General features: G+C 66.2%; 16 protein-coding genes. 3 read left to right on the top strand and 13 right to left on the bottom strand.

The window, feature by feature from the left end; translation table 11 throughout:
- Positions 1–13 precede the first annotated feature (13 nt).
- From EJP69_RS01325 to rpsB, 10 genes are all read right to left on the bottom strand, one after another.
- On the bottom strand, positions 14–565 hold the full coding sequence (locus tag EJP69_RS01325) for an OmpH/Skp family outer membrane protein (RefSeq protein ID WP_093202332.1): 552 nt from the start codon (positions 563–565) through the stop codon (positions 14–16).
- The gene (gene bamA, locus EJP69_RS01320; RefSeq protein ID WP_093202334.1) at positions 566–2998 is read right to left on the bottom strand and encodes an outer membrane protein assembly factor BamA; all 2433 of its coding nucleotides are present in this window, start codon (positions 2996–2998) and stop codon (positions 566–568) included.
- Positions 2999–3036: 38 nt separating this feature from the next.
- Entirely contained in the window at positions 3037–4410 is a 1374-nt protein-coding gene (gene rseP / locus EJP69_RS01315; RefSeq protein ID WP_126468475.1) for an RIP metalloprotease RseP, read from the bottom strand.
- A 27-nt stretch (positions 4411–4437) separates the two neighbouring features.
- On the bottom strand, positions 4438–5598 hold the full coding sequence (gene ispC, locus EJP69_RS01310) for a 1-deoxy-D-xylulose-5-phosphate reductoisomerase (RefSeq protein ID WP_420824199.1): 1161 nt from the start codon (positions 5596–5598) through the stop codon (positions 4438–4440).
- A 26-nt stretch (positions 5599–5624) separates the two neighbouring features.
- Positions 5625–6470, bottom strand: a complete 846-nt coding sequence (locus EJP69_RS01305; protein ID WP_126468474.1) for a phosphatidate cytidylyltransferase — start codon at positions 6468–6470, stop codon at positions 5625–5627.
- Between the two features lie 21 nt (positions 6471–6491).
- On the bottom strand, positions 6492–7214 hold the full coding sequence (gene uppS, locus EJP69_RS01300) for a polyprenyl diphosphate synthase (protein ID WP_126468473.1): 723 nt from the start codon (positions 7212–7214) through the stop codon (positions 6492–6494).
- 8 nt (positions 7215–7222) lie between these two features.
- Positions 7223–7783: a ribosome recycling factor gene (gene frr, locus EJP69_RS01295; RefSeq protein WP_093202347.1), complete on the bottom strand. Its 561-nt coding sequence runs from the start codon at positions 7781–7783 to the stop codon at positions 7223–7225.
- An 11-nt stretch (positions 7784–7794) separates the two neighbouring features.
- Positions 7795–8517 carry a UMP kinase gene (gene pyrH, locus EJP69_RS01290; RefSeq protein ID WP_093202350.1) on the bottom strand — a complete coding sequence of 241 codons (723 nt, stop codon included), beginning with the start codon at positions 8515–8517 and terminating at the stop codon, positions 7795–7797.
- A gap of 96 nt (positions 8518–8613) precedes the next feature.
- Entirely contained in the window at positions 8614–9537 is a 924-nt protein-coding gene (gene tsf, locus EJP69_RS01285) for a translation elongation factor Ts (RefSeq protein ID WP_093202352.1), read from the bottom strand.
- An 80-nt stretch (positions 9538–9617) separates the two neighbouring features.
- Complete coding sequence (gene rpsB, locus EJP69_RS01280) at positions 9618–10370, bottom strand: 30S ribosomal protein S2 (protein WP_093202355.1); 753 nt, start codon at positions 10368–10370, stop codon at positions 9618–9620.
- Positions 10371–10576: 206 nt separating this feature from the next.
- On the opposite strand from rpsB, the gene EJP69_RS01275 reads away from it, so the two are divergent.
- The gene (locus tag EJP69_RS01275) at positions 10577–11899 is read left to right on the top strand and encodes an amidase (protein ID WP_126468472.1); all 1323 of its coding nucleotides are present in this window, start codon (positions 10577–10579) and stop codon (positions 11897–11899) included.
- A gap of 56 nt (positions 11900–11955) precedes the next feature.
- Positions 11956–13209 (top strand): D-amino acid dehydrogenase, encoded by a 1254-nt coding sequence (locus EJP69_RS01270; RefSeq protein ID WP_093202360.1) that lies wholly within the window; start codon positions 11956–11958, stop codon positions 13207–13209.
- Here EJP69_RS01270 and EJP69_RS01265 read toward each other — a convergent pair.
- Complete coding sequence (locus EJP69_RS01265) at positions 13199–13627, bottom strand: hypothetical protein (protein WP_126468471.1); 429 nt, start codon at positions 13625–13627, stop codon at positions 13199–13201. The genes EJP69_RS01270 and EJP69_RS01265 overlap by 11 nt on opposite strands.
- Positions 13628–13668: 41 nt before the next feature.
- Between EJP69_RS01265 and EJP69_RS01260 the strand changes: the two genes are divergently transcribed.
- Positions 13669–15129, top strand: coding sequence for an NAD(P)H-hydrate dehydratase (locus EJP69_RS01260; RefSeq protein ID WP_126468470.1), 1461 nt, complete (start codon positions 13669–13671; stop codon positions 15127–15129).
- A 6-nt stretch (positions 15130–15135) separates the two neighbouring features.
- On the opposite strand, the gene EJP69_RS01255 is transcribed toward EJP69_RS01260, so the two are convergent.
- Both EJP69_RS01255 and rnr read right to left on the bottom strand, forming a co-directional pair.
- Positions 15136–15900, bottom strand: a complete 765-nt coding sequence (locus EJP69_RS01255) for an SDR family oxidoreductase (protein ID WP_093202368.1) — start codon at positions 15898–15900, stop codon at positions 15136–15138.
- A 57-nt stretch (positions 15901–15957) separates the two neighbouring features.
- Positions 15958–18228: a ribonuclease R gene (rnr, locus tag EJP69_RS01250; protein ID WP_240652065.1), complete on the bottom strand. Its 2271-nt coding sequence runs from the start codon at positions 18226–18228 to the stop codon at positions 15958–15960.
- Between the last annotated feature and the right edge of the window lie 19 nt (positions 18229–18247).

Raw genomic sequence — 18247 nt, 5'->3', positions numbered from 1 at the left:
CCGGTTCGCGGCGTTACTTGCCGGCCGCGGGGGCAGGAGAAGCCACGGACGCGTTCAGCGCCTTGATCACCTTGTCGGTGATGTCGTGCTTCGGATTGATGTAGATCGCTTCCTGCAGGATGGCGTCGTACTTCTCGGCCTCGGCGACCTGCTTCACCACGCGGTTGGCACGCTCGTAGACCTGCTGGAGCTCTTCGTTCTTGCGAGCATTCAGGTCTTCCTGGAATTCACGGCGCTTGCGCTGAAAGTCGCGGTCCTGGTCGACCAGCGAACGCTGGCGGGTAGTCCGCTGGCTTTCGGACAGCGTGGGCGCCTCGCGCTCGAACTTCTCCGAAGCGGCCTTCAGGGCATCACCCTGTGCGGTCAGGTCCTTTTCTCGCTTCAGGAACTCCGCCTCGAGCTTTGCCTGGGCGTTCTTGGCCGGCTGGGCTTCGCGCAGCACGCGGTCCGGGTTCACAAAACCGATGCGAAAGGTTTCCTGAGCCTGCGCTTGCGCGGGCGCCACAGCGAGCGCAAAAGCGGGGATCAACAACGCGCCTGCCGCGGCGCGAATCAAATGCTTCATTTAGAAAGACGTTCCGATCTGGAATTGGAGGCGCTGAATTCTATCCTTCGGGATATAGCCTGCCGTGAACGGTTGCCCCACTTCCTTCTGGGACTTGATCGGGAAGGCGTACGCCAGACGCAGCGGGCCCAGCGGCGAGATCCAGCTGACGCCCAGGCCAACCGACGCGCGCAGCTTCTTCTCGGCCTTCCATTGCTCGTCGGTGACACCGGCAGCACGCGAACCGAAGACGTTACCGACGTCGAAGAAGCCGTACAGGCGCAGCGTGCGGTCATTGCCGGCACCAGGGAACGGGGTGCTCAGTTCCGCATTGAAGATCGCCTTCTTCGTGCCGCCGAGGGCCGCACCTTCGCTCTGGAGGAACAGCGGTGCGTCACGCGGACCCAGCGAGTTCTGCTCGAAGCCGCGCACCGAACCCAGGCCGCCCGCATAGAAATTCTTGAAGATCGGGTAGACCTTGCCGCCGAGCGCCTTGGCATAGCCGACTTCGCCGTTGATCGAGAAGGTGTACTGCTTGTTGATCGGGAAGAACTGCTGGTACTGATAGCTCGTCTTGACGTACTTCATGTCGCCGGCAGCACCCAACTCGAGGTTGGCGCGCTGCACGCGGCCGGAGGTCGGCACCAGCGCGCTGTCGCGGCTGTCCCGGCCCCAGCCGATACTCAGCGGAACACCCCAAACGCTCTTCTGGTCGCAGCTGACCACCAGCAGGCCCGTGGGGTCCTTCTTGCACTGGAAGTAGTTGAGATACGACGGCGGCGTATACAGGCCGGAGAATGCGGTCGAACTGTTCGGGTCGAACGCATAGCGCTCGATGCCGACGCCGAAGAAAACGGTATCGACTTCGCTGAACGGCACACCGAAACGAACCGAAGCGCCCTGGTTCACGAGCTTGTAGTCGCCGTCGGTGGACGTTTGATAGGGGCGCGTCGTGGTGTGATAGACGCTGAACGTGCGCGAGATGCCGTCCGGCGTGAAGTAAGGATCGGTGGTCGTCAGCGACAGCGTACGGTTGTATTTGCTGGTGTTGACCTGCACGCCCAGGAAGTTGCCCGAGCCGAACACGTTTTCCTGCGAGATGCCGAAGGTCAGTGCGACCTTCTCCGCGCTCGAGTAGCCGGCGCCGAGCTGCAGGCTGCCGGTGGGCTTTTCGGTCACGTTGACGGTCAGGTCCACCTGGTCGGGCGAGCCCGGCACTTCCTGCGTATCGACGTTCACTTCGTTGAAGAAGCCCAGGCGGTCCACGCGGTCGCGGGAAAGCTTGATCTTGTCGCCGTCGTACCAGGAGGCTTCGTACTGGCGGAATTCGCGGCGGATCACTTCGTCGCGGGTCTTGTTGTTGCCACCCACGGAAACGCGGCGCACGTACACGCGGCGCGAGGGCTCGGCCTGCAGCGTGAGGGCCACGCGGTTGTTGGCGCGGTCAATCTCGGGGCGCGCCTGCACGCGTGCGAAGGCGTAGCCGAAGGTGCCGAAGTAGTCGTTGAAGGCCTTGGTGGTCTCGGTGACCTGCTCGCCGTTGTACGGCTCGCCCGGCTTGATGGTGATGAGCGACTTGAACTCGTCGTCGCGGCCGAGGTAGTTGCCGTCGAGCTTGACGCTGGACACCACGAACTTCTCGCCTTCGGTGATGTTCACGGTCACCGTCAGGTCCTTGCGGTCCGGAGAGATGGCGACCTGGGTCGAATCGATGCGGAACTCGAGGTAGCCGCGCGTGATGTAGTACGAGCGCAGGGTCTCGAGGTCGGCGTTGAGCTTGGCGCGCGAATACTGGTTCGACTTCGTGTACCAGCTCATGAAGCCGCCGCTGTCCTGGTCGAACAGGCTCAGCAACGTCGATTCGCTGAAGGCCTTGTTGCCGACCACATGCACTTCGCGGATGCGGGCCGACTCGCCTTCGGTCACGGTGAAGGTCAGGTTGACGCGGTTGCGCTCCATGGGCGTGACGGTGGTCACGACCTGCGCGTTGTAGAGGCTGCGGCTCACGTACTGGCGCTTGAGCTCCTGCTCTGCACGGTCGGCCAGCGCCTTGTCGTAGGGACGCCCTTCGGTCAGGCCGACCTCGCGCAGCGCCTTCTGCAGCGCGGCCTTGTCGAATTCCTTGGTGCCGACGAAGTCGACGTCGGCAATGGTAGGACGCTCCTCGACGATGACGACCAGCACGTTGCCGTTCACGTCGATGCGCACGTCCTTGAACAAACCCAGATCGAACAGCGCGCGGATCGCGGCGGAACCACGCTCGTCGCTGTAGGTATCGCCCACTCGCAGCGGCAGCGACGCGAAGATCGTGCCGGCTTCGACGCGTTGCAGGCCCTCGACGCGGATGTCGCGCACCGTAAAAGGCTCGACGGCCCAGGCGGCCGTAGCCGCAAGCGCACTGGCAACCACCGCAGCAACGCTACGCAGGCGAAAGCGACTGAGTTTTTTGTTCATCTGTGAATTGAGCCGGCACGGAAAGGGCCGGCAGAAAGTTAACCAAAGAGCCGCGTGACGTCGTTGAAGAGTGCGACCGACATCATGACCAGCAGAAGGGCTACGCCCCCGCGCTGAAGCCGTTCCATCCAGGCGTCAGAGACGCTCTTGCCGGTCAGGCCCTCCCAAAGATAATACATCAGGTGTCCCCCATCGAGGACCGGCAGCGGCATGAGATTGAGCACCCCAAGGCTCACGCTGATGAGCGCCAGGAAGACCAGATACTGGGTGAAACCGAGGCTTGCGGACTTGCCCGCGTAGTCAGCGATCGTGAGCGGGCCGCTCAGGTTCTTGAGCGAAGCCTCGCCGATCACCATCTTGCCCATCATGCGCACGGTCAGCGCAGACACCTCCCAGGTGCGCACCACGCCGCGCCATACGCCATCGACCAGGCCCTGGCGCACGGTCACCATTTCGGGCGGTGCGCCGACATACGCGCCGACGCGTCCCACCTTGGCGCCGCCCTCTTCCCGCACCTCGGGCTTCACGTCGATGACGAGCGAGCGACCGCCGCGGTCGATCTGCCAGGCCTGCACGCGGGGCTGGTCGCCGTCCACGGATGCACGGATGGCCTCGCGCAACTGCTGCCCGTCGATGATCTCCGTGCCGCCGATGGCGCGCACGACGTCGCCGTTGTGCAGCCCCGCTGCCTCGGCCGCACTGCCCTTCATGACCTCGCCGATCTCGGGCCGGGTCAGGGGAGCCAGCACGCCGATCTTGCGAAACATCTGCGGATCGGCGTCCTTCGCCTGCATCCGGCTCAGCGGAAGCACCAGCTGGCGCACCGGCCGGCCGGCCTCGCCTGCGACCTCGAGTGTCAGGTCGTGCCCGTCGAGCGCGCCGCGCGTCATGCGCCAGCGCAGGTCCTCGAAGGACTGGACCGGCGACAGATCGCCGTCGAAACCCGCCCGCGTGATGTGTTCGCCGCCCCGCAAGCCCGCAGCCTCAGCCAGGGAGGCTGCCACCGGCCGCGCCAGCGTGGCGACCGGCTCCTGCACCCCGATCCAGTTGACGGCTGTGTAGAGCGCCACTGCCAGCAGCAGATTGGCAATGGGGCCGGCGGCCACGATGGCCGCGCGCGAGCGCAGCGGCTGGGTATTGAAGGCGCGATGACGCTCTTCGGGTGCGACGGGGCCTTCACGCCCGTCGAGCATCTTCACGTAGCCGCCGAAGGGGAATGCACCGATGACGAACTCGGTCTGCTGCCCCGGGTGCTGCCGCTTCGGCTGCCAGCGGACCAGCGCCTTGCCGAAGCCGACGGAGAAACGCTCCACCTTGACACCGCAAGCCACCGCCACGCGATAGTGGCCGTATTCGTGCACCGCGATCAGGACACCGAGCGCAACCACAAAGGCTATGACAGTAAGCAGCATCGGAGTCCTTGGTTTCCGGGGGAGGCGTCAGGCAGCGAAGCGAAGCGCCGCGGCATTGGCCGCCGCACGGGCGCTGGCGTCGATCGCCAGCAGGTCGGCCAACGATGCCGGCTTGGAGGGAGCGACTCTTTCCAAAGTTTCCATGTTCACCGCATGTATGCAATCAAAACGCAGCCGGCGGTTAAGGAATGCTTCAACTGCGACCTCGTTGGCGGCATTGAGCACCGCCGTCGTTCCCGGGGCAGCGCGAAGCGCGTGCCAGGCAAGGTCCAGTCCCGGGAAGAGCGCCGCGTCGGGTGATTCGAAGGTCAGCGAGCCCATCTGGCGGAAGTCGAGCCGTGCTGCACCGCTTTCGATGCGCTCGGGCCAGGCCAGGCCCACCGCGATCGGCACCTTCATGTCGGGCGTGCCGAGTTGGGCAATGACCGAGGCGTCGGTGAACTGCACCATCGAATGCACCACGCTCTGCGGATGGATGACGACCTCGATCTGCTCCGGCGACACGCCGAACAGGTGGCGCGCCTCGATGACTTCGAGCGCCTTGTTCATCATCGTGGCCGAGTCGACCGAAATCTTGCGCCCCATCACCCAGTTCGGATGGGCGCAAGCCTGCTCGGGCGTGACAGCGCTCAGGGTTTCCGGCGCGCGCGTGCGGAAAGGGCCGCCGGACGCCGTCAGGATGATCTTGTCGATGCGCCGCGCCCAGGTGGACGGGTCTTCGGGCAGCGATTGGAAGATGGCGGAATGCTCGCTGTCGATGGGCAGCAGCGTCGCACCGCCCTCGCGCACAGTGCGCATGAAGAGCTCGCCGCCGACCACGAGCGCCTCTTTGTTGGCCAGCAGAAGGCGCTTGCCGGCACGCGCCGCGGCCAGGCAGGGCCCGAGGCCCGCTGCGCCGACAATCGCGGCCATCACGGAATCGGCTTCTTCGTGGGATGCTATCGTTTCGAGAGCATCGTCGCCCATCAGGACGACCGTCTTCAGGCCGTTTTGCTTCAGTTTCTCGGCCAGCACCGCTGCATGCGGTGCACTGGCCATCACGGCGAACTTCGGCGAGAACTGCGCGCACTGCGCCAGCAGTTCATCAACCTTGGTCGCCGCGGAAAGCGCGAACACCTCGAAACGCTCGGGGTGGCGCGAAATGACGTCGAGCGTGCTCACACCGACCGAACCGGTCGAGCCGAGCACCGTCACGCGTTGTTTTCTGGAAAAGTTCACAGGAAAGCCAGCATCATGGCAATGGGGAGCGCCGGCAAGAGGGCATCCACGCGGTCGAGGACGCCGCCGTGGCCGGGCAGCAGCCGGCTGCTGTCCTTGGCGCCGGCGCTGCGCTTGATGAGAGATTCGACGAGGTCGCCCACGACGCTCATGGCCGAGAGGAACAACGCGGCGAGCAGCAGCAGCCACCAGCCCCGCTCGTTGAGACGGGTATACAGGCTGGCCACCGTGGCGCCCGCAGCCTTGTCGGCCCAGACCCAGGCGAATGCCAGCACCACCACGCCGATCATGCCGCCCCACACGCCTTCCCAGCTCTTGCCGGGACTGATCGAGGGTGCGAGCTTGTTGCGGGTGAACCTGAGGCCGAAGGCGCGGCCGGCGAAATAGGCGAACACGTCGGCAACCCACACCAGCACGAGGATCGACAGCAGGAAGTTGATGCCAATCATCCGTGCCTGCACTGCGGCAAGCCACGCCACCCACAGCGCCAGCAGGCCACCGACCAGCCGCAGTCCGCGCGGAATGCGGGGCCAGCCCGGCACGGCCACGCGCAGCAGCGCAGCGCCGCCCAGCACCCAGGCCGCGCTGGCCAGGGTCCACATCAGGAATAGCGGCTTCTCCAGCAGCCCGAGCCACCAGGAGAGCGCACACAGCACCACGGTCTCGGCGCCGAGGAACAGCGACAGCTCCTGTCCGTAGCCGTTCAGTCGCCCCCACTCCCAGGCGGCGGCGCCGATCAACACCAGCATGACGCAGCCGAAGGGTATGTAGCTTGGGTAGAACAGCGCCGGCAGCAGGATCGCGAGGAGCACGATCGCCGTGATGATGCGTTGCTTGAGCATGCGGAAAAGGTTCCCGCGCCTTCAGGCCGCGGCAGTGGATGAGACTTGCGCCGAGGTCTGGCCGAAGCGCCGCTCGCGGCCCTGGAACGCGGCAATCGCCTCGTCCAGCGCAGCTTCGTCGAATTCGGGCCACAGCTTGTCGCTGAAGAAAAGCTCGGCGTAGGCACTCTGCCAGAGCAGGAAATTGGACAGACGCTGCTCGCCGCCAGTGCGGATGAACAGGTCGGGATCGGGCACGTGGGCCAGCGCCATGGCGCGATCGAGACTAAGCTCGGTGATCGCCTCGCCCTGCGCGGCGAGCTTTGCAGCGGCCTGCGCGATGTCCCATCGGCCGCCGTAGTTGAAGCAGACGTTGAGCACCAGCCGGGTGTTGTGCGCGGTGGCGGCTTCGGCGTCGAGCAGGCCGTTCACCATCTTGGGCGACAGGCCCGCGCGTTCGCCGACGAAATGAAGCCGAACGCCGTCGGCGCTGAGCTTGGGCACCTCACGGGCAAGCGCGCCGACCATCAGCTCCATGAGCCCGGAAACCTCCTCGACAGGACGATTCCAGTTCTCGGACGAGAACGCGAACACAGTGAGCACGGCCACGCCGCGCTCGACGCAGGCCTTGACGCAGCGGCGCAACGACTCGACGCCCTGCTTGTGCCCCGCGATGCGGGGCAGGAAGCGCCGCGTCGCCCAGCGACCGTTGCCGTCCATCACGATGGCAACGTGGTGGGGAATGTGCGGCGCTGAAGAGGCCATGGCAGGCCTCAAACGGCCATGATCTCCGCTTCCTTGGCCGCTACCAGGCGGTCGATTTCCGCGATGTGGCGGTCGGTGACCTTCTGGATCTCGGCTTCGGCGCGCTTCTGGTCGTCTTCCGACGCCAGCTTTTCCTTGACCAGCTTCTTGACCGACTCGTTCGCGTCGCGGCGCAGGTTGCGCGTGGCGATCTTGGCGCTTTCGCCTTCGTTGCGGACGAGCTTGGTCATTTCCTTGCGGCGCTCTTCGCTCATGGCGGGCAGCGGCACGCGAATCAGGTCGCCCATCGAAGCGGGATTCAGGCCCAGGTCGCTTTCGCGGATGGCCTTCTCGATCTTGGCGCCCATGCCCTTTTCCCAGGGCTGGACGCTGATGGTGCGCGAATCGAGCACCGACACGTTGGCCACCTGGCTCAACGGCACTTGCGAGCCGTAGTACTCGACGTGGACGGAATCGAGCAGCGCGGAATTGGCTCGGCCCGTACGGATCTTGGTGAGGTTGTTCTGGAATGCGGCGAGCGACTGGTTCATCTTCGCGTCGGTCGCATTGCGGATGTCTGCAATGGTCATCTCAAATACTCCTAGGCATGCACCAGCGTGCCTTCGTCCTCGCCCATGACGACGCGCTTGAGCGCACCATTCTTGAAGATCGAGAACACCTTGATCGGCAGCTTCTGGTCGCGACACAGCGCGAAGGCCGTGGCGTCCATGATGCCGAGATTCTTCGCGATCGCCTCGTCGAAGGTCAGCGTGGCGTAGCGCGTTGCGTCGGGATTGGTCTTGGGGTCGGCGGTATAGACGCCATCGACCTTGGTCGCCTTTAGCACCAGCTCGGCGCCGATCTCGGCACCGCGCAGCGCGGCGGCCGTATCGGTGGTGAAGAACGGATTACCCGTGCCGGCCGCGAACACCACGACCTTGCCCTCTTCGAGGTACTGCAGGGCCTTGGGACGCACATAGGGCTCGACCACCTGCTCGATGGCGATGGCGGACATCACGCGGGCCACAAGGCCCTGCTTGTCCATCGCATCGGCCAGGGCCAGCGAATTCATGACCGTGGCCAGCATGCCCATGTAGTCGGCGGTGGCGCGGTCCATGCCGACCGAACCGCCCGCGACGCCGCGGAAGATGTTGCCGCCGCCGATCACGACCGCCACCTCGACGCCCATGTTCACGACCTCGGCAACCTCCTGCACCATGCGCACGATGGTCGCGCGGTTGATGCCGAAGGCATCGTCGCCCATCAATGCCTCTCCCGACAGCTTCAACAAGATTCGCTTGTGGGCTGGGCGGGCATCAGACATGGGCAATTTCCTTTGGTTTGGGCGAGACGAGTGTAAAACGTGGCGATGAAAAAACGACGGTGCGCGCGAACGCACCGTCGTTGGAGCCGTAAAGGCTTAAGCGGCAGCCTTGGCTGCGGCGACTTGCGCGGCGACCTCTGCTGCGAAGTCGTCAACTTTCTTCTCAATGCCTTCACCCACCACGTACAGGGTGAAGCCCTTGATCGTGGTGTTGACGGCCTTGAGCATCTGCTCGACGGTCTGCTTGTCGTTCTTCACGAACGGCTGGTTGTGCAGCGAGACTTCCTTGAGGAACTTCTGCACGCCGCCTTCGATGCGCTTGGCAACGATGTCGGCCGGCTGCGGCTTCTTGCCTTCGGCTTCGGCCGTCTTGCGGTCTTCTTCCGCCTTGCCGGCAGCCACGGCACGCTCTTTCTCGATCAGCTCGGCAGGCACGTCCGACGCGGCGACCGACACGGGCTTCATGGCGGCGATGTGCATCGCGACGTCCTTGGCGGCGGTGTCGTCACCTTCGAACTCGACCATCACGCCGATGCGCGTGCCGTGCAGGTACGAGGCCAGCTTGCCGTTGCCGGCGAAGCGCTTGAAGCGGCGGAAGCTCATGTTCTCGCCGATCTTGCCGATCAGGCCCTTGCGCACGTCTTCGAGCGTGGGGCCGAAGCCATCCTGCTCGTAGGCCAGGGCGCCCAGCGCGGCGATGTCGGCCGGGTTCTTCTCGGCGATCAGCTTGGCGGCGGCATTGACCAGGGCCAGGAAGCTGTCGTTCTTCGAGACGAAGTCGGTTTCGCAGTTGACTTCGATCATGGCGCCGGTGTCACCGGCAACGTACGCGGCCACGACGCCTTCGGCGGTGATGCGGCTCGACGCCTTCCCAGCCTTGTTGCCGAGCTTGATGCGCAGCAGCTCTTCGGCCTTTTCCATGTTGCCATCGGCCTCGGTCAGGGCCTTCTTGCATTCCATCATCGGTGCGTCGGTCTTCGCGCGCAGCTCGCCGACCATGCTTGCGGTGATTGCAGCCATTTTGTATCTCCGTGAATTCAAAAATCAGGTTAAAAAAAAGGGGCACCAAAGCCCCTTCTTCAGGCTCGCGGGCGTGCCAATCAGGCCGAAGCGCCCTCTTCGACTTCGACGAATTCGTCGTTACCTTCGGCGATGGCCTTGACCACGTCGCCGGTGGCGCTGTTACGGCCTTCGATGATCGCATCGGCGATGCCGCGGGCATACAGCGTGACGGCCTTCGACGAGTCGTCGTTACCGGGGATCACGTAGTCGATACCTTCGGGCGAATGGTTGGAGTCCACCACGCCGATCAGCGGAATGCCGAGCTTCTTGGCTTCGGCCACGGCGATCTTGTGGAAGCCCACGTCGATCACGAAGATGGCGTCGGGCAGCGCAGCCATGTCCTGGATACCGCCGATGTCCTTCTCGAGCTTCTCGATTTCACGCGTGAACGTGAGCTGCTCTTTCTTGCTCAGACTGTCGAGACCGGCTTCCTGCTGGGCCTTCATGTCCTTCAGGCGCTTGATCGAGGTCTTGACCGTCTTGAAGTTGGTCAGCATGCCGCCGAGCCAACGGGTGTCGACGAAGGGCACGCCGGCGCGACGGGCTTCAGCCGCCACGATTTCGCGGGCCTGCCGCTTCGTGCCGACCATCAGGATCGTGCCGCGGTTGGCGGTGAGCTGCTTGGCGTACTTCATCGCATCCTGGAACATCGGGAGCGACTTTTCCAGGTTGATGATGTGGATCTTGTTGCGATGGCCGAAGATGTACGGAGCCATCTTGGGGTTCCAGAAGCGGGTTTGGTGACCGAAATGGACACCTGCTTCCAGCATTTCGCGCATGGTGGTAGACATTGAAATTACTCCAAAGGTTGGGTCTAAAATCCAGCCCGTTTTGCGCTCTTTGGATCGAGTCACAACACCTTGATTGGGCCGGTTTGCGGATGTGTCTGGCTGGATGCAACGGGAGCCGTTGCTCGACCAGCGAAACCCAAAGAGTATAGCACGGCCGCCGCCCCTTCCCTGAACCAGCCGCCCCCGACGGTACCTGCAGCCTCCCAATGAACGACCTCCACGCCGCCCGTCTCGACCTTCTGGCAGGTGGCACCGATGCACGCACCGAAATGGAGCGTGCCATCGGAATCGCCGAGTCCCCGGCCTGCGCCCACGCATTCACCAGCACCATGTTCGACGAGGCCCGTCAGGCCGCCGCTGCGTCGGATCCAGGCAGCCGGCTGGCAGGCCTCGCCTTCACGGCAAAAGACCTGTTCGACGTCGAAGGCCAGCCGACGCCCGCCGGTTCCGCCGTTCTGAGCCACGCCCCCGCCGCCACGGCCGATTCGCCAGCCGTAGCCCGGCTGCGCGCGGCAGGCGGCGTGCTGACCGGCCGAACCAACATGACGGAGTTCGCCTTCTCGGGCGTCGGCGTCAATCCGCACCACGGCACGCCGTCCAACGTGAGCGACTCGGCCGTGCCGCGCATTCCGGGCGGCTCTTCGTCCGGCGCCGCGATCTCGGTGGCCAGCGGGGCCGCATTCATCGGCCTGGGCTCCGATACCGGCGGCTCGATCCGCATTCCCGCAGCCCTGAACGGCATCGTCGGCTTCAAGAACACGGCCCGGCTGACGCCTGCGGCTGGCGCGCTGCCGCTCTCGACCACCCTGGACACTGTCTGCGCCATGACACGCTCGGTGCGCGACGCCATCACCGCGCACGAAATCCTCGCCGCGCGCCGCGTGACAGCCGGCAACGCGCCCCTGGCCGCCTACAGGCTGGCTGTGGTGAAGAACGTGTTCTTCGACAGCATCGAAGCCCCGGTGGCCGCTGCCTTCGAGCGCTCGCTGAAAACACTTCGCGCGGCTGGCGCCCGCATCGTGGAAATCGAGCTGCCAGAGCTCGCGGAGCTGGCGGCCATCAACGCCACCGGCGGTTTCTCGGCCGCCGAGTCGTACGCCTGGCACCGTCTGCTGCTGGAGCGCAGCGGCGCGGGCTACGACCCTCGCGTGGCCCAGCGCATCCTGCGCGGCGCCACGATGAAGGCGCATGAATACATCGACCTGATCAACGCCCGCCGCGACTGGATCGCCCGCGTCGAAGCCGCGCTCGCGCCGTTCGACGCGGTGCTGTCGCCGACCGTGCCCATCACCGCGCCGCCCATCGCCAGCGTGGCGCCGGGCGCCGAGCGCGACGAGGAGTTCTTCCGCGTCAATGCCCTGCTGCTGCGCAATCCGTCGATCGTCAACATGCTCGACGGCTGCGCCATCTCCCTGCCCTGCCACGCCGCCGGCGAACTGCCGGTGGGCCTGATGCTGTGGCACGCCGCGCTGCACGACGACGCCATCCTCGCGATGGCGCTCCAGACCGAGCGCGCGCTGCAAGAATAAAGGCCGTCGCGTCCGCTCCTGCGGGCGCCAGCCATCTCTCTCATCCTGAACACTCAATGAAAATCGCGATCGTGGGCGCCGGCATCATCGGCGTCACCACCGCCTGGGAACTGGTTTCCGACGGCCATGAAGTGACCGTCTTCGAGCGCCGCGGCGCTGCCGCCGAGGAAGCCAGCTTCGCCAACGCCGGCGTGGTCGCCCCCGGATACGTCACGCCATGGGCCGGCCCCGGCATGCGCGGCAAGGTGCTGCGCTCCCTGTTGTCTTCTCACGGCGCCATCAAGCTGCGCTGGCCGCTGGGTTCGCGCGACCTCGGCTGGCTCTCTCGCTGGCAGAAGGCCTGCAAGCTCGAGACCTACCTGGCCAACCGCGCCCGCATGCAGCGCCTGGCCTTCTACAGCCGCAACCGGCTGCACGAGGTGACCGAAGCCCGCGAACTCAGTTACGAACGCAGCGACGGCTACATGGTGCTGCTGCGCTCCAAGCGCGACAAGAAGCTGGTGCAGCCCGGGCTGGACGTGCTGCGCGCGGCCGGCAGCGTCTTCAAGGAAATCGACGCCGACGAAGCCCGTTTGATCGAGCCGGCCCTCAACCCCGACACCCCGCTGGTGGGCGCCATCCACCTGCCCGAGGACGAGGTGGCCAACTGCCGCCAATTCGCGCTACTGCTCAAGTGGGAGGCCGAGTCCTTCGGCGCGCAGTTCCACTTCAACTGCGACATCGCACCGCTGAGCCGCGCCGCCCCCACCTCGCTGTCGCTGGCGAGCGGCTCCGACCCGGTTCGCTATGACGCGGTCGTGGTCTGCGCCGGCCTGGCCTCGGCGGCGCTGCTGCGCCCGCTGGGTCTGCGCATTCCGATGGCGCCGGTCTACGGCCATTCGGTGAGCGCGCCGATCCGCGAGCCGCTCAACGCACCGCGCAGCGCGGTGATGGACGAGCGCTACAAGGTCGCCATCTCCCGCCTCGGCCAGCGCGTGCGCGTGGCCGGCAGCGCCGAGATCGGCGGCTCGCTGGACACGATGAATCCCGCGGCCGTGCAAACGCTCTACAAGGTGCTGCACGACTGGTTCCCGGGAGCCGCCACGCTGCAATCCGGCATCCAGCAATGGAAAGGTGCGCGACCGATGCTGCCCGACGGCCCACCCGTGCTGGGCGCCAGCGGCATACCCGGCGTGTGGCTCAACCTTGGCCACGGATCGAGCGGCTGGGCCTTGTCGTGCGGCAGCGCGCGGGTGCTGGGCGACCTGATCGGCGGACGGGAGCCGGGAATCGACCTCGAAGGGCTCGGCGTCGAGCGGCTCAGTCTCTAGGGCCCCAGCGGCGCAGCGCCTCGGGGCTGGCCGGCTGCTCGACGGGCAGCTCGGGTTCGGGTGGCGGCCGAAGCCTTCCAGCGGCCCACCCCAGCAAGCCGGGAACGAGCACCGCGAAGAAGATCAGGCAGAGCGCAGCCGCACCCAGCAGTGCCCAGCGCGCCAGGCCGGAAGCGGCTTCGCCCGGCACGTCGAACCACCGGATCACGCTGCAGCCGAAGCCGACATTGGCCGCCCAGGCCATGTCGCGCAGTCGCTCCCATCGCTTGAATTCCGCCAGCAGGAAGGCACCCCACACGGCGCACATCAGGCCCAGAACCCAGCCCAGGCCCGCAATCCACGCCAATGTCGCGGCCACAAAGGAGGCGAGCGCAGCGAAAAGCAGTGCAAGCAGCCAACCGACGCTCTTGAAGTTCATCCCCGGATGATAGGAACGCAGCCCGACGGCACAATGCGCCGATGCAACGCATCACCCCAGCCACCGCTGCCGATCTGTTCGACATCGCCGCCACGCGCCGCATCGAACAGGCTGCTGCGGCCGCCCTGCCCGCCCACACGCTGATGCAGCGCGCGGGTCTTGCGGTCGCCCGGCTGGCGATGGCGATCGCGCCGCATGCACGCACCATCTGGGTGGCCTGCGGGCCGGGGAACAACGGCGGCGACGGCTTCGAAGCTGCCGCGCAGCTGCGGCATCGAGGCTTCTTTCCGGTGGTCACCTTTCTGGGAGAAGAAGGCCGGTTGCCGCCAGACGCCAAGGCATCGCTTCAGCGCGCCCGCGATGCGGGTGTCACCTTTGCCGCGACGCCCCCTTCGGCCCATGAGCTGGCGATCGATGCGCTGCTCGGCATCGGATCGACGCGGCCTCCCGAAGGCGCCATGGCGCAGTGGCTGGCGCGGATGCACTCCAGCAGCCAGCCGGTACTTTGCGTGGACGTTCCCTCGGGTCTGGACGCGGACACGGGCACTCTGCCCCAGGGCGCCAGCCACCCGCGGGAATCGGCTCTCACCTGCATCACCTTTCTCACCTTGAAGCCAGGCTTGTTCACCGCCCAGGGCCGTGACGCGGCAGGCACGATCTGGTTCGATGACCTCGGCTGCGGTGCATTCAAGGATCGGCCGACGGCCCGGATCGCGGGAGCGCCCGACTCGCAACCGCGCAGCCACGCATCGCACAAGGGCAGCTACGGCGACGTCGCGGTGATCGGCGGAGCGTCCGGCATGGCCGGAGCCGCATTGCTGGCCGGCTCGGCGGCGCTGCATGGCGGCGCGGGACGCGTCTTCGTCGGCTTGCTCGACCCGAACGCAGCCCCCGTCGACACCGCGCAGCCCGAACTGATGTTGCGCGACGCACGGACGCTCGATCTTTCCGGCATGACGGCGGTCTGCGGTTGCGGCGGCGGAGAAGCCGTTCGCGAGCTGCTGCCGAACGTGCTCTACACGGCGGCCGCCCTGGTGCTCGACGCCGATGCACTCAATGCGATCGCAGCCGATGGTGCGCTGCAAACGCAGCTGTCATCACGCGGCAGAGACGGAGCCCCCACCGTGATCACGCCGCATCCGCTGGAAGCCGCGCGCCTGCTGAACTGCACGGTCGGCGACGTTCAGGGCGACAGGCTGACCGCAGCACGCGACCTCGCCGCGCGCTTCAATGTGGTGGTGGTGCTCAAGGGCTCGGGCACCGTCATTGCCGGCGGCGCCGATACCCTGCCGGTCATCAACCTGAGCGGCAATGCCCGCCTGGCGACCGCCGGCACCGGCGACGTGCTGGCCGGAATGATCGGTGCCGCCCTGGCCATGCGAAAACCGGCTTTCGACGCGGCGCGCGAAGCCGTCTGGCTGCATGGCCGCATCGCCGACACCTGGCCGGCCGATGCAGCCCCGCTCACGGCCGGCGCACTGGCCCGCCGCGCATCCGATTGAGAGGCGTCAGCCGCGCCCGACGAAGGGCATCTTCGTCGCCATGATGGTGTGGAACAGCACGTTAGCTTCGAGCGGCAGGTTCGCCATGTAGAGCACCGACTGGCCGACGATCTTGACGTCGATCAGCGGTTCGATGGCGAGCTCGCCATTGGCCTGCGGCACGCCCTTGGCCATGCGTGCGGCCAGCTCGGTCATGGCGTTGCCCACGTCCACCTGCCCGACGGCGATGTCGTACTTGCGGCCGTCAAGCGAAGCGGTCTTGGTGAGCCCTTCGACCGCATGCTTGGTCGCCGTGTAGGCAGCCGAGTTCGGACGCGGTGCCGTGGCCGAGATCGAGCCGTTGTTGATGATGCGGCCGCCCATCGGCGTCTGGGCCTTCATCGTGCGGAACGCCTGCTGGATGCAGAAGAACATGCCGGTGAGGTTGATGTCGACCACGCCCTGCCACTGCTCGGGCGTCCAGTCCTCGAACGGGCCCGGCGGGTTGCCCACGCCGGCGTTGTTGAACAGCAGGTCGACACGGCCGAAGCGCTCGACGGTGGCGGCGAACAGGGCCTGCACCGAGTCTGCGTTCGACACGTCGGTCGGCACGGCGAAAGCGCGCGCGCCGGCGCCCGATTCTTCCGCAACCTGCTCCAGCGGCTCGAGGCGGCGACCCGCCAGCGCCACGCTCCAGCCGTCGCCCAGCAGCGCCAGCGCGGCGGCGCGGCCAATGCCGGAACCCGCACCCGTGACGATGGCGATACGGCCCTTGTTGTCTTCAGCGCTCATGCTGTCTGTCTCTTTCTTTTCGGTTGTCGATGGTTCGTTCGATGGTGTGAGGCCCGGTCAGCGGCGCGGCTTGCGCCCCTTGCCCTTCATCTTGCTGGCGGCCTTCTTCACCGCAGACTTGAAGGCCTGCATCGCCGACTGCGCCCCGGCCGTGGTGGAGGTGGGTCGCTCGCCGCGCGGCTCGGCCTTGCCGGCTTCCGCCTTGTGGCGCGTACTGCGCTTCGCCGAGGCCTTCACCGGCACTCCCGATGATGCCGCACCCTTGTCCTTCATGGCGCGGGCCGCGAGCTCTTCACCTTCGCGCACGAGACGGAAGTCGATCTTGCGGCCGTCCAGGTCGACGCGGCTCACCTGCACGCGCACCCGCGTGCCGATGGCGTAGCGGATGCCGGTGCGCTCGCCGCGCAGCTCCTGGCGCATCTCGTCGAACTTGAAGTACTCGCCGCCGAGCTCGGTGATGTGCACCAGGCCCTCGACGTACATCGCATCGAGCGTGACGAAGATGCCGAAGGTGGTGGCCGCGGTGACCACGCCGCCGTACTCCTCGCCGAGATGCTCGCGCATGTACTTGCACTTGAGCCAGGCTTCGACGTCGCGGCTGGCCTCATCGGCACGGCGCTCGTTGGCGCTGCAATGCAGACCAGCAGCCTCCCATGCCATCACTTCCTTGCTGGGCGCGACGGTGGCCTTCTGCGGCTTTGCAGTGGGCGCCTTCACGCGCGACGCCAAGCGCTTGGCCAGCTTCGCATGCGCCTCGCCGGGGGTGGGCAGCATCGGCAGCTGGTAGCGCGTCTTGCCGAGGATCGCCTTGATCACGCGATGCACCAGCAGGTCGGGATAGCGCCGGATCGGGCTGGTGAAGTGCGTGTAGGCCTCGTAGGCCAGGCCGAAGTGGCCGCTGTTGATCGGCGTATAGATCGCCTGCTGCATCGAGCGCAACAGCATGGTGTGGATCTGCTGCGCGTCGGGGCGCTCCTTGGTGGCCTCTGCGATCGCCTGGAACTCGCCCGGACGCGGGTCGTCGGTGATGCTCAAGCCCACGCCCATGGCCTTCAGGTAGCCGCGCAGGATTTCCTTCTTCTCGGGCGTCGGACCTTCGTGCACGCGGTACAGGCCTGGATGCTTGCCTTCAGCGATGAAGTCGGCGCTGCAGACGTTGGCCGCGAGCATCGCCTCTTCGATCAGGCGATGCGCCTCGTTGCGAGTGCGAGGCACGATCTTCTCGATGCGGCCGGCTTCGTCGCAGATGATCTGGGTCTCGGTGGTTTCGAAATCGACAGCGCCGCGCTTGCCGCGCTGCTTGAGCAGCGCCTTGTAGACGTCGGCGAGGTTCAGCAGGTCCTTGACGCGCTCCTTGCGCTTCGCAGCCTCTGGGCCGCGCGTGTTGCCGAGGATGGCAGCCACCTCGGTGTACGTGAAGCGCGCGTGACTGAACATCACGGCCGGATAGAACTGGTAGGCGTAGATCTCGCCGTCGGCCGCGACCAGCATGTCGCACACCATGCACAGGCGCTCGACCTCGGGGTTGAGCGAGCACAGTCCGTTCGACAGCTTCTCGGGCAGCATCGGAATGACGCGGCGCGGGAAGTAGACGCTGGTGGCGCGGTCGTAGGCATCGATGTCGATGGGCGAGCCGGTCTGCACATAGGCACTGACGTCGGCAATGGCCACCAGCAGGCGCCAGCCCTTGCCGCGGCCTACCTTCGCGGGCTCGCAATAGACGGCGTCGTCGAAGTCGCGGGCATCCTCGCCGTCGATGGTGACGAGAGGAATGTCGGTGAGGTCGACGCGGCCCTTCTTGTCGGCGGGGCGGACCTTCTCGGGCAACGCCTTGGCAGCCGCCAGGCATTCCGCGGAAAACTCGTGCGGCACGCCGTACTTGCGCACGGCGATCTCGATCTCCATGCCGGGGTCGTCGATCTCGCCCAGCACCTCTTTCACACGGCCCACGGGCTGACCGAACAGCGCCGGCGGCTCGGTGAGCTGCACGACCACGACCTGCCCCACCTTCGCGGGGCCGGTCGCCCCCTTGGGAATCAGGACGTCCTGGCCGTAGCGCTTGTCTTCCGGCGCCACGAGCCAGATGCCGCCTTCGTGCAACAGGCGGCCGATGATGGGCTGCTCGGGGCGCTCGACGATTTCCACCACGCGCCCCTCGGGGCGGCCACGGCGGTCCTGGCGCACGATGCGCGCCTTGACGCGGTCCTTGTGCAGCACCGCGCGCATCTCGTTCGGAGGCAGGTAGATGTCTGCCTCGCCGTCGTCGCGCTGCACGAAGCCGTGCCCGTCGCGATGTCCTTGAACAGTTCCTTCGATTTCATCCAGCAGGCCGCTGGAAGTAACGTTA

The organism is Variovorax gossypii (assembly GCF_003965815.1).
Classification (GTDB): Bacteria; Pseudomonadota; Gammaproteobacteria; order Burkholderiales; family Burkholderiaceae_C; genus Variovorax; species Variovorax gossypii.
Note: the sequence above shows the minus strand (reverse complement) of the source record. Positions and strands in the feature narration are given on the sequence as shown.

Excerpts from the sequence above, each read along its gene's own strand:
- EJP69_RS01325 (WP_093202332.1), bottom strand. The coding sequence starts at position 565 with ATGAAGCATTTGATTCGCGCCGCGGCAGGCGCGTTGTTGATCCCCGCT.
- bamA (WP_093202334.1), bottom strand. The coding sequence starts at position 2,998 with ATGAACAAAAAACTCAGTCGCTTTCGCCTGCGTAGCGTTGCTGCGGTG.
- rseP (WP_126468475.1), bottom strand. The coding sequence starts at position 4,410 with ATGCTGCTTACTGTCATAGCCTTTGTGGTTGCGCTCGGTGTCCTGATC.
- EJP69_RS01305 (WP_126468474.1), bottom strand. The coding sequence starts at position 6,470 with ATGCTCAAGCAACGCATCATCACGGCGATCGTGCTCCTCGCGATCCTG.
- uppS (WP_126468473.1), bottom strand. The coding sequence starts at position 7,214 with ATGGCCTCTTCAGCGCCGCACATTCCCCACCACGTTGCCATCGTGATG.
- frr (WP_093202347.1), bottom strand. The coding sequence starts at position 7,783 with ATGACCATTGCAGACATCCGCAATGCGACCGACGCGAAGATGAACCAG.
- pyrH (WP_093202350.1), bottom strand. The coding sequence starts at position 8,517 with ATGTCTGATGCCCGCCCAGCCCACAAGCGAATCTTGTTGAAGCTGTCG.
- tsf (WP_093202352.1), bottom strand. The coding sequence starts at position 9,537 with ATGGCTGCAATCACCGCAAGCATGGTCGGCGAGCTGCGCGCGAAGACC.
- rpsB (WP_093202355.1), bottom strand. The coding sequence starts at position 10,370 with ATGTCTACCACCATGCGCGAAATGCTGGAAGCAGGTGTCCATTTCGGT.
- EJP69_RS01275 (WP_126468472.1), top strand. The coding sequence starts at position 10,577 with ATGAACGACCTCCACGCCGCCCGTCTCGACCTTCTGGCAGGTGGCACC.
- EJP69_RS01270 (WP_093202360.1), top strand. The coding sequence starts at position 11,956 with ATGAAAATCGCGATCGTGGGCGCCGGCATCATCGGCGTCACCACCGCC.
- EJP69_RS01265 (WP_126468471.1), bottom strand. The coding sequence starts at position 13,627 with ATGAACTTCAAGAGCGTCGGTTGGCTGCTTGCACTGCTTTTCGCTGCG.
- EJP69_RS01260 (WP_126468470.1), top strand. The coding sequence starts at position 13,669 with ATGCAACGCATCACCCCAGCCACCGCTGCCGATCTGTTCGACATCGCC.
- EJP69_RS01255 (WP_093202368.1), bottom strand. The coding sequence starts at position 15,900 with ATGAGCGCTGAAGACAACAAGGGCCGTATCGCCATCGTCACGGGTGCG.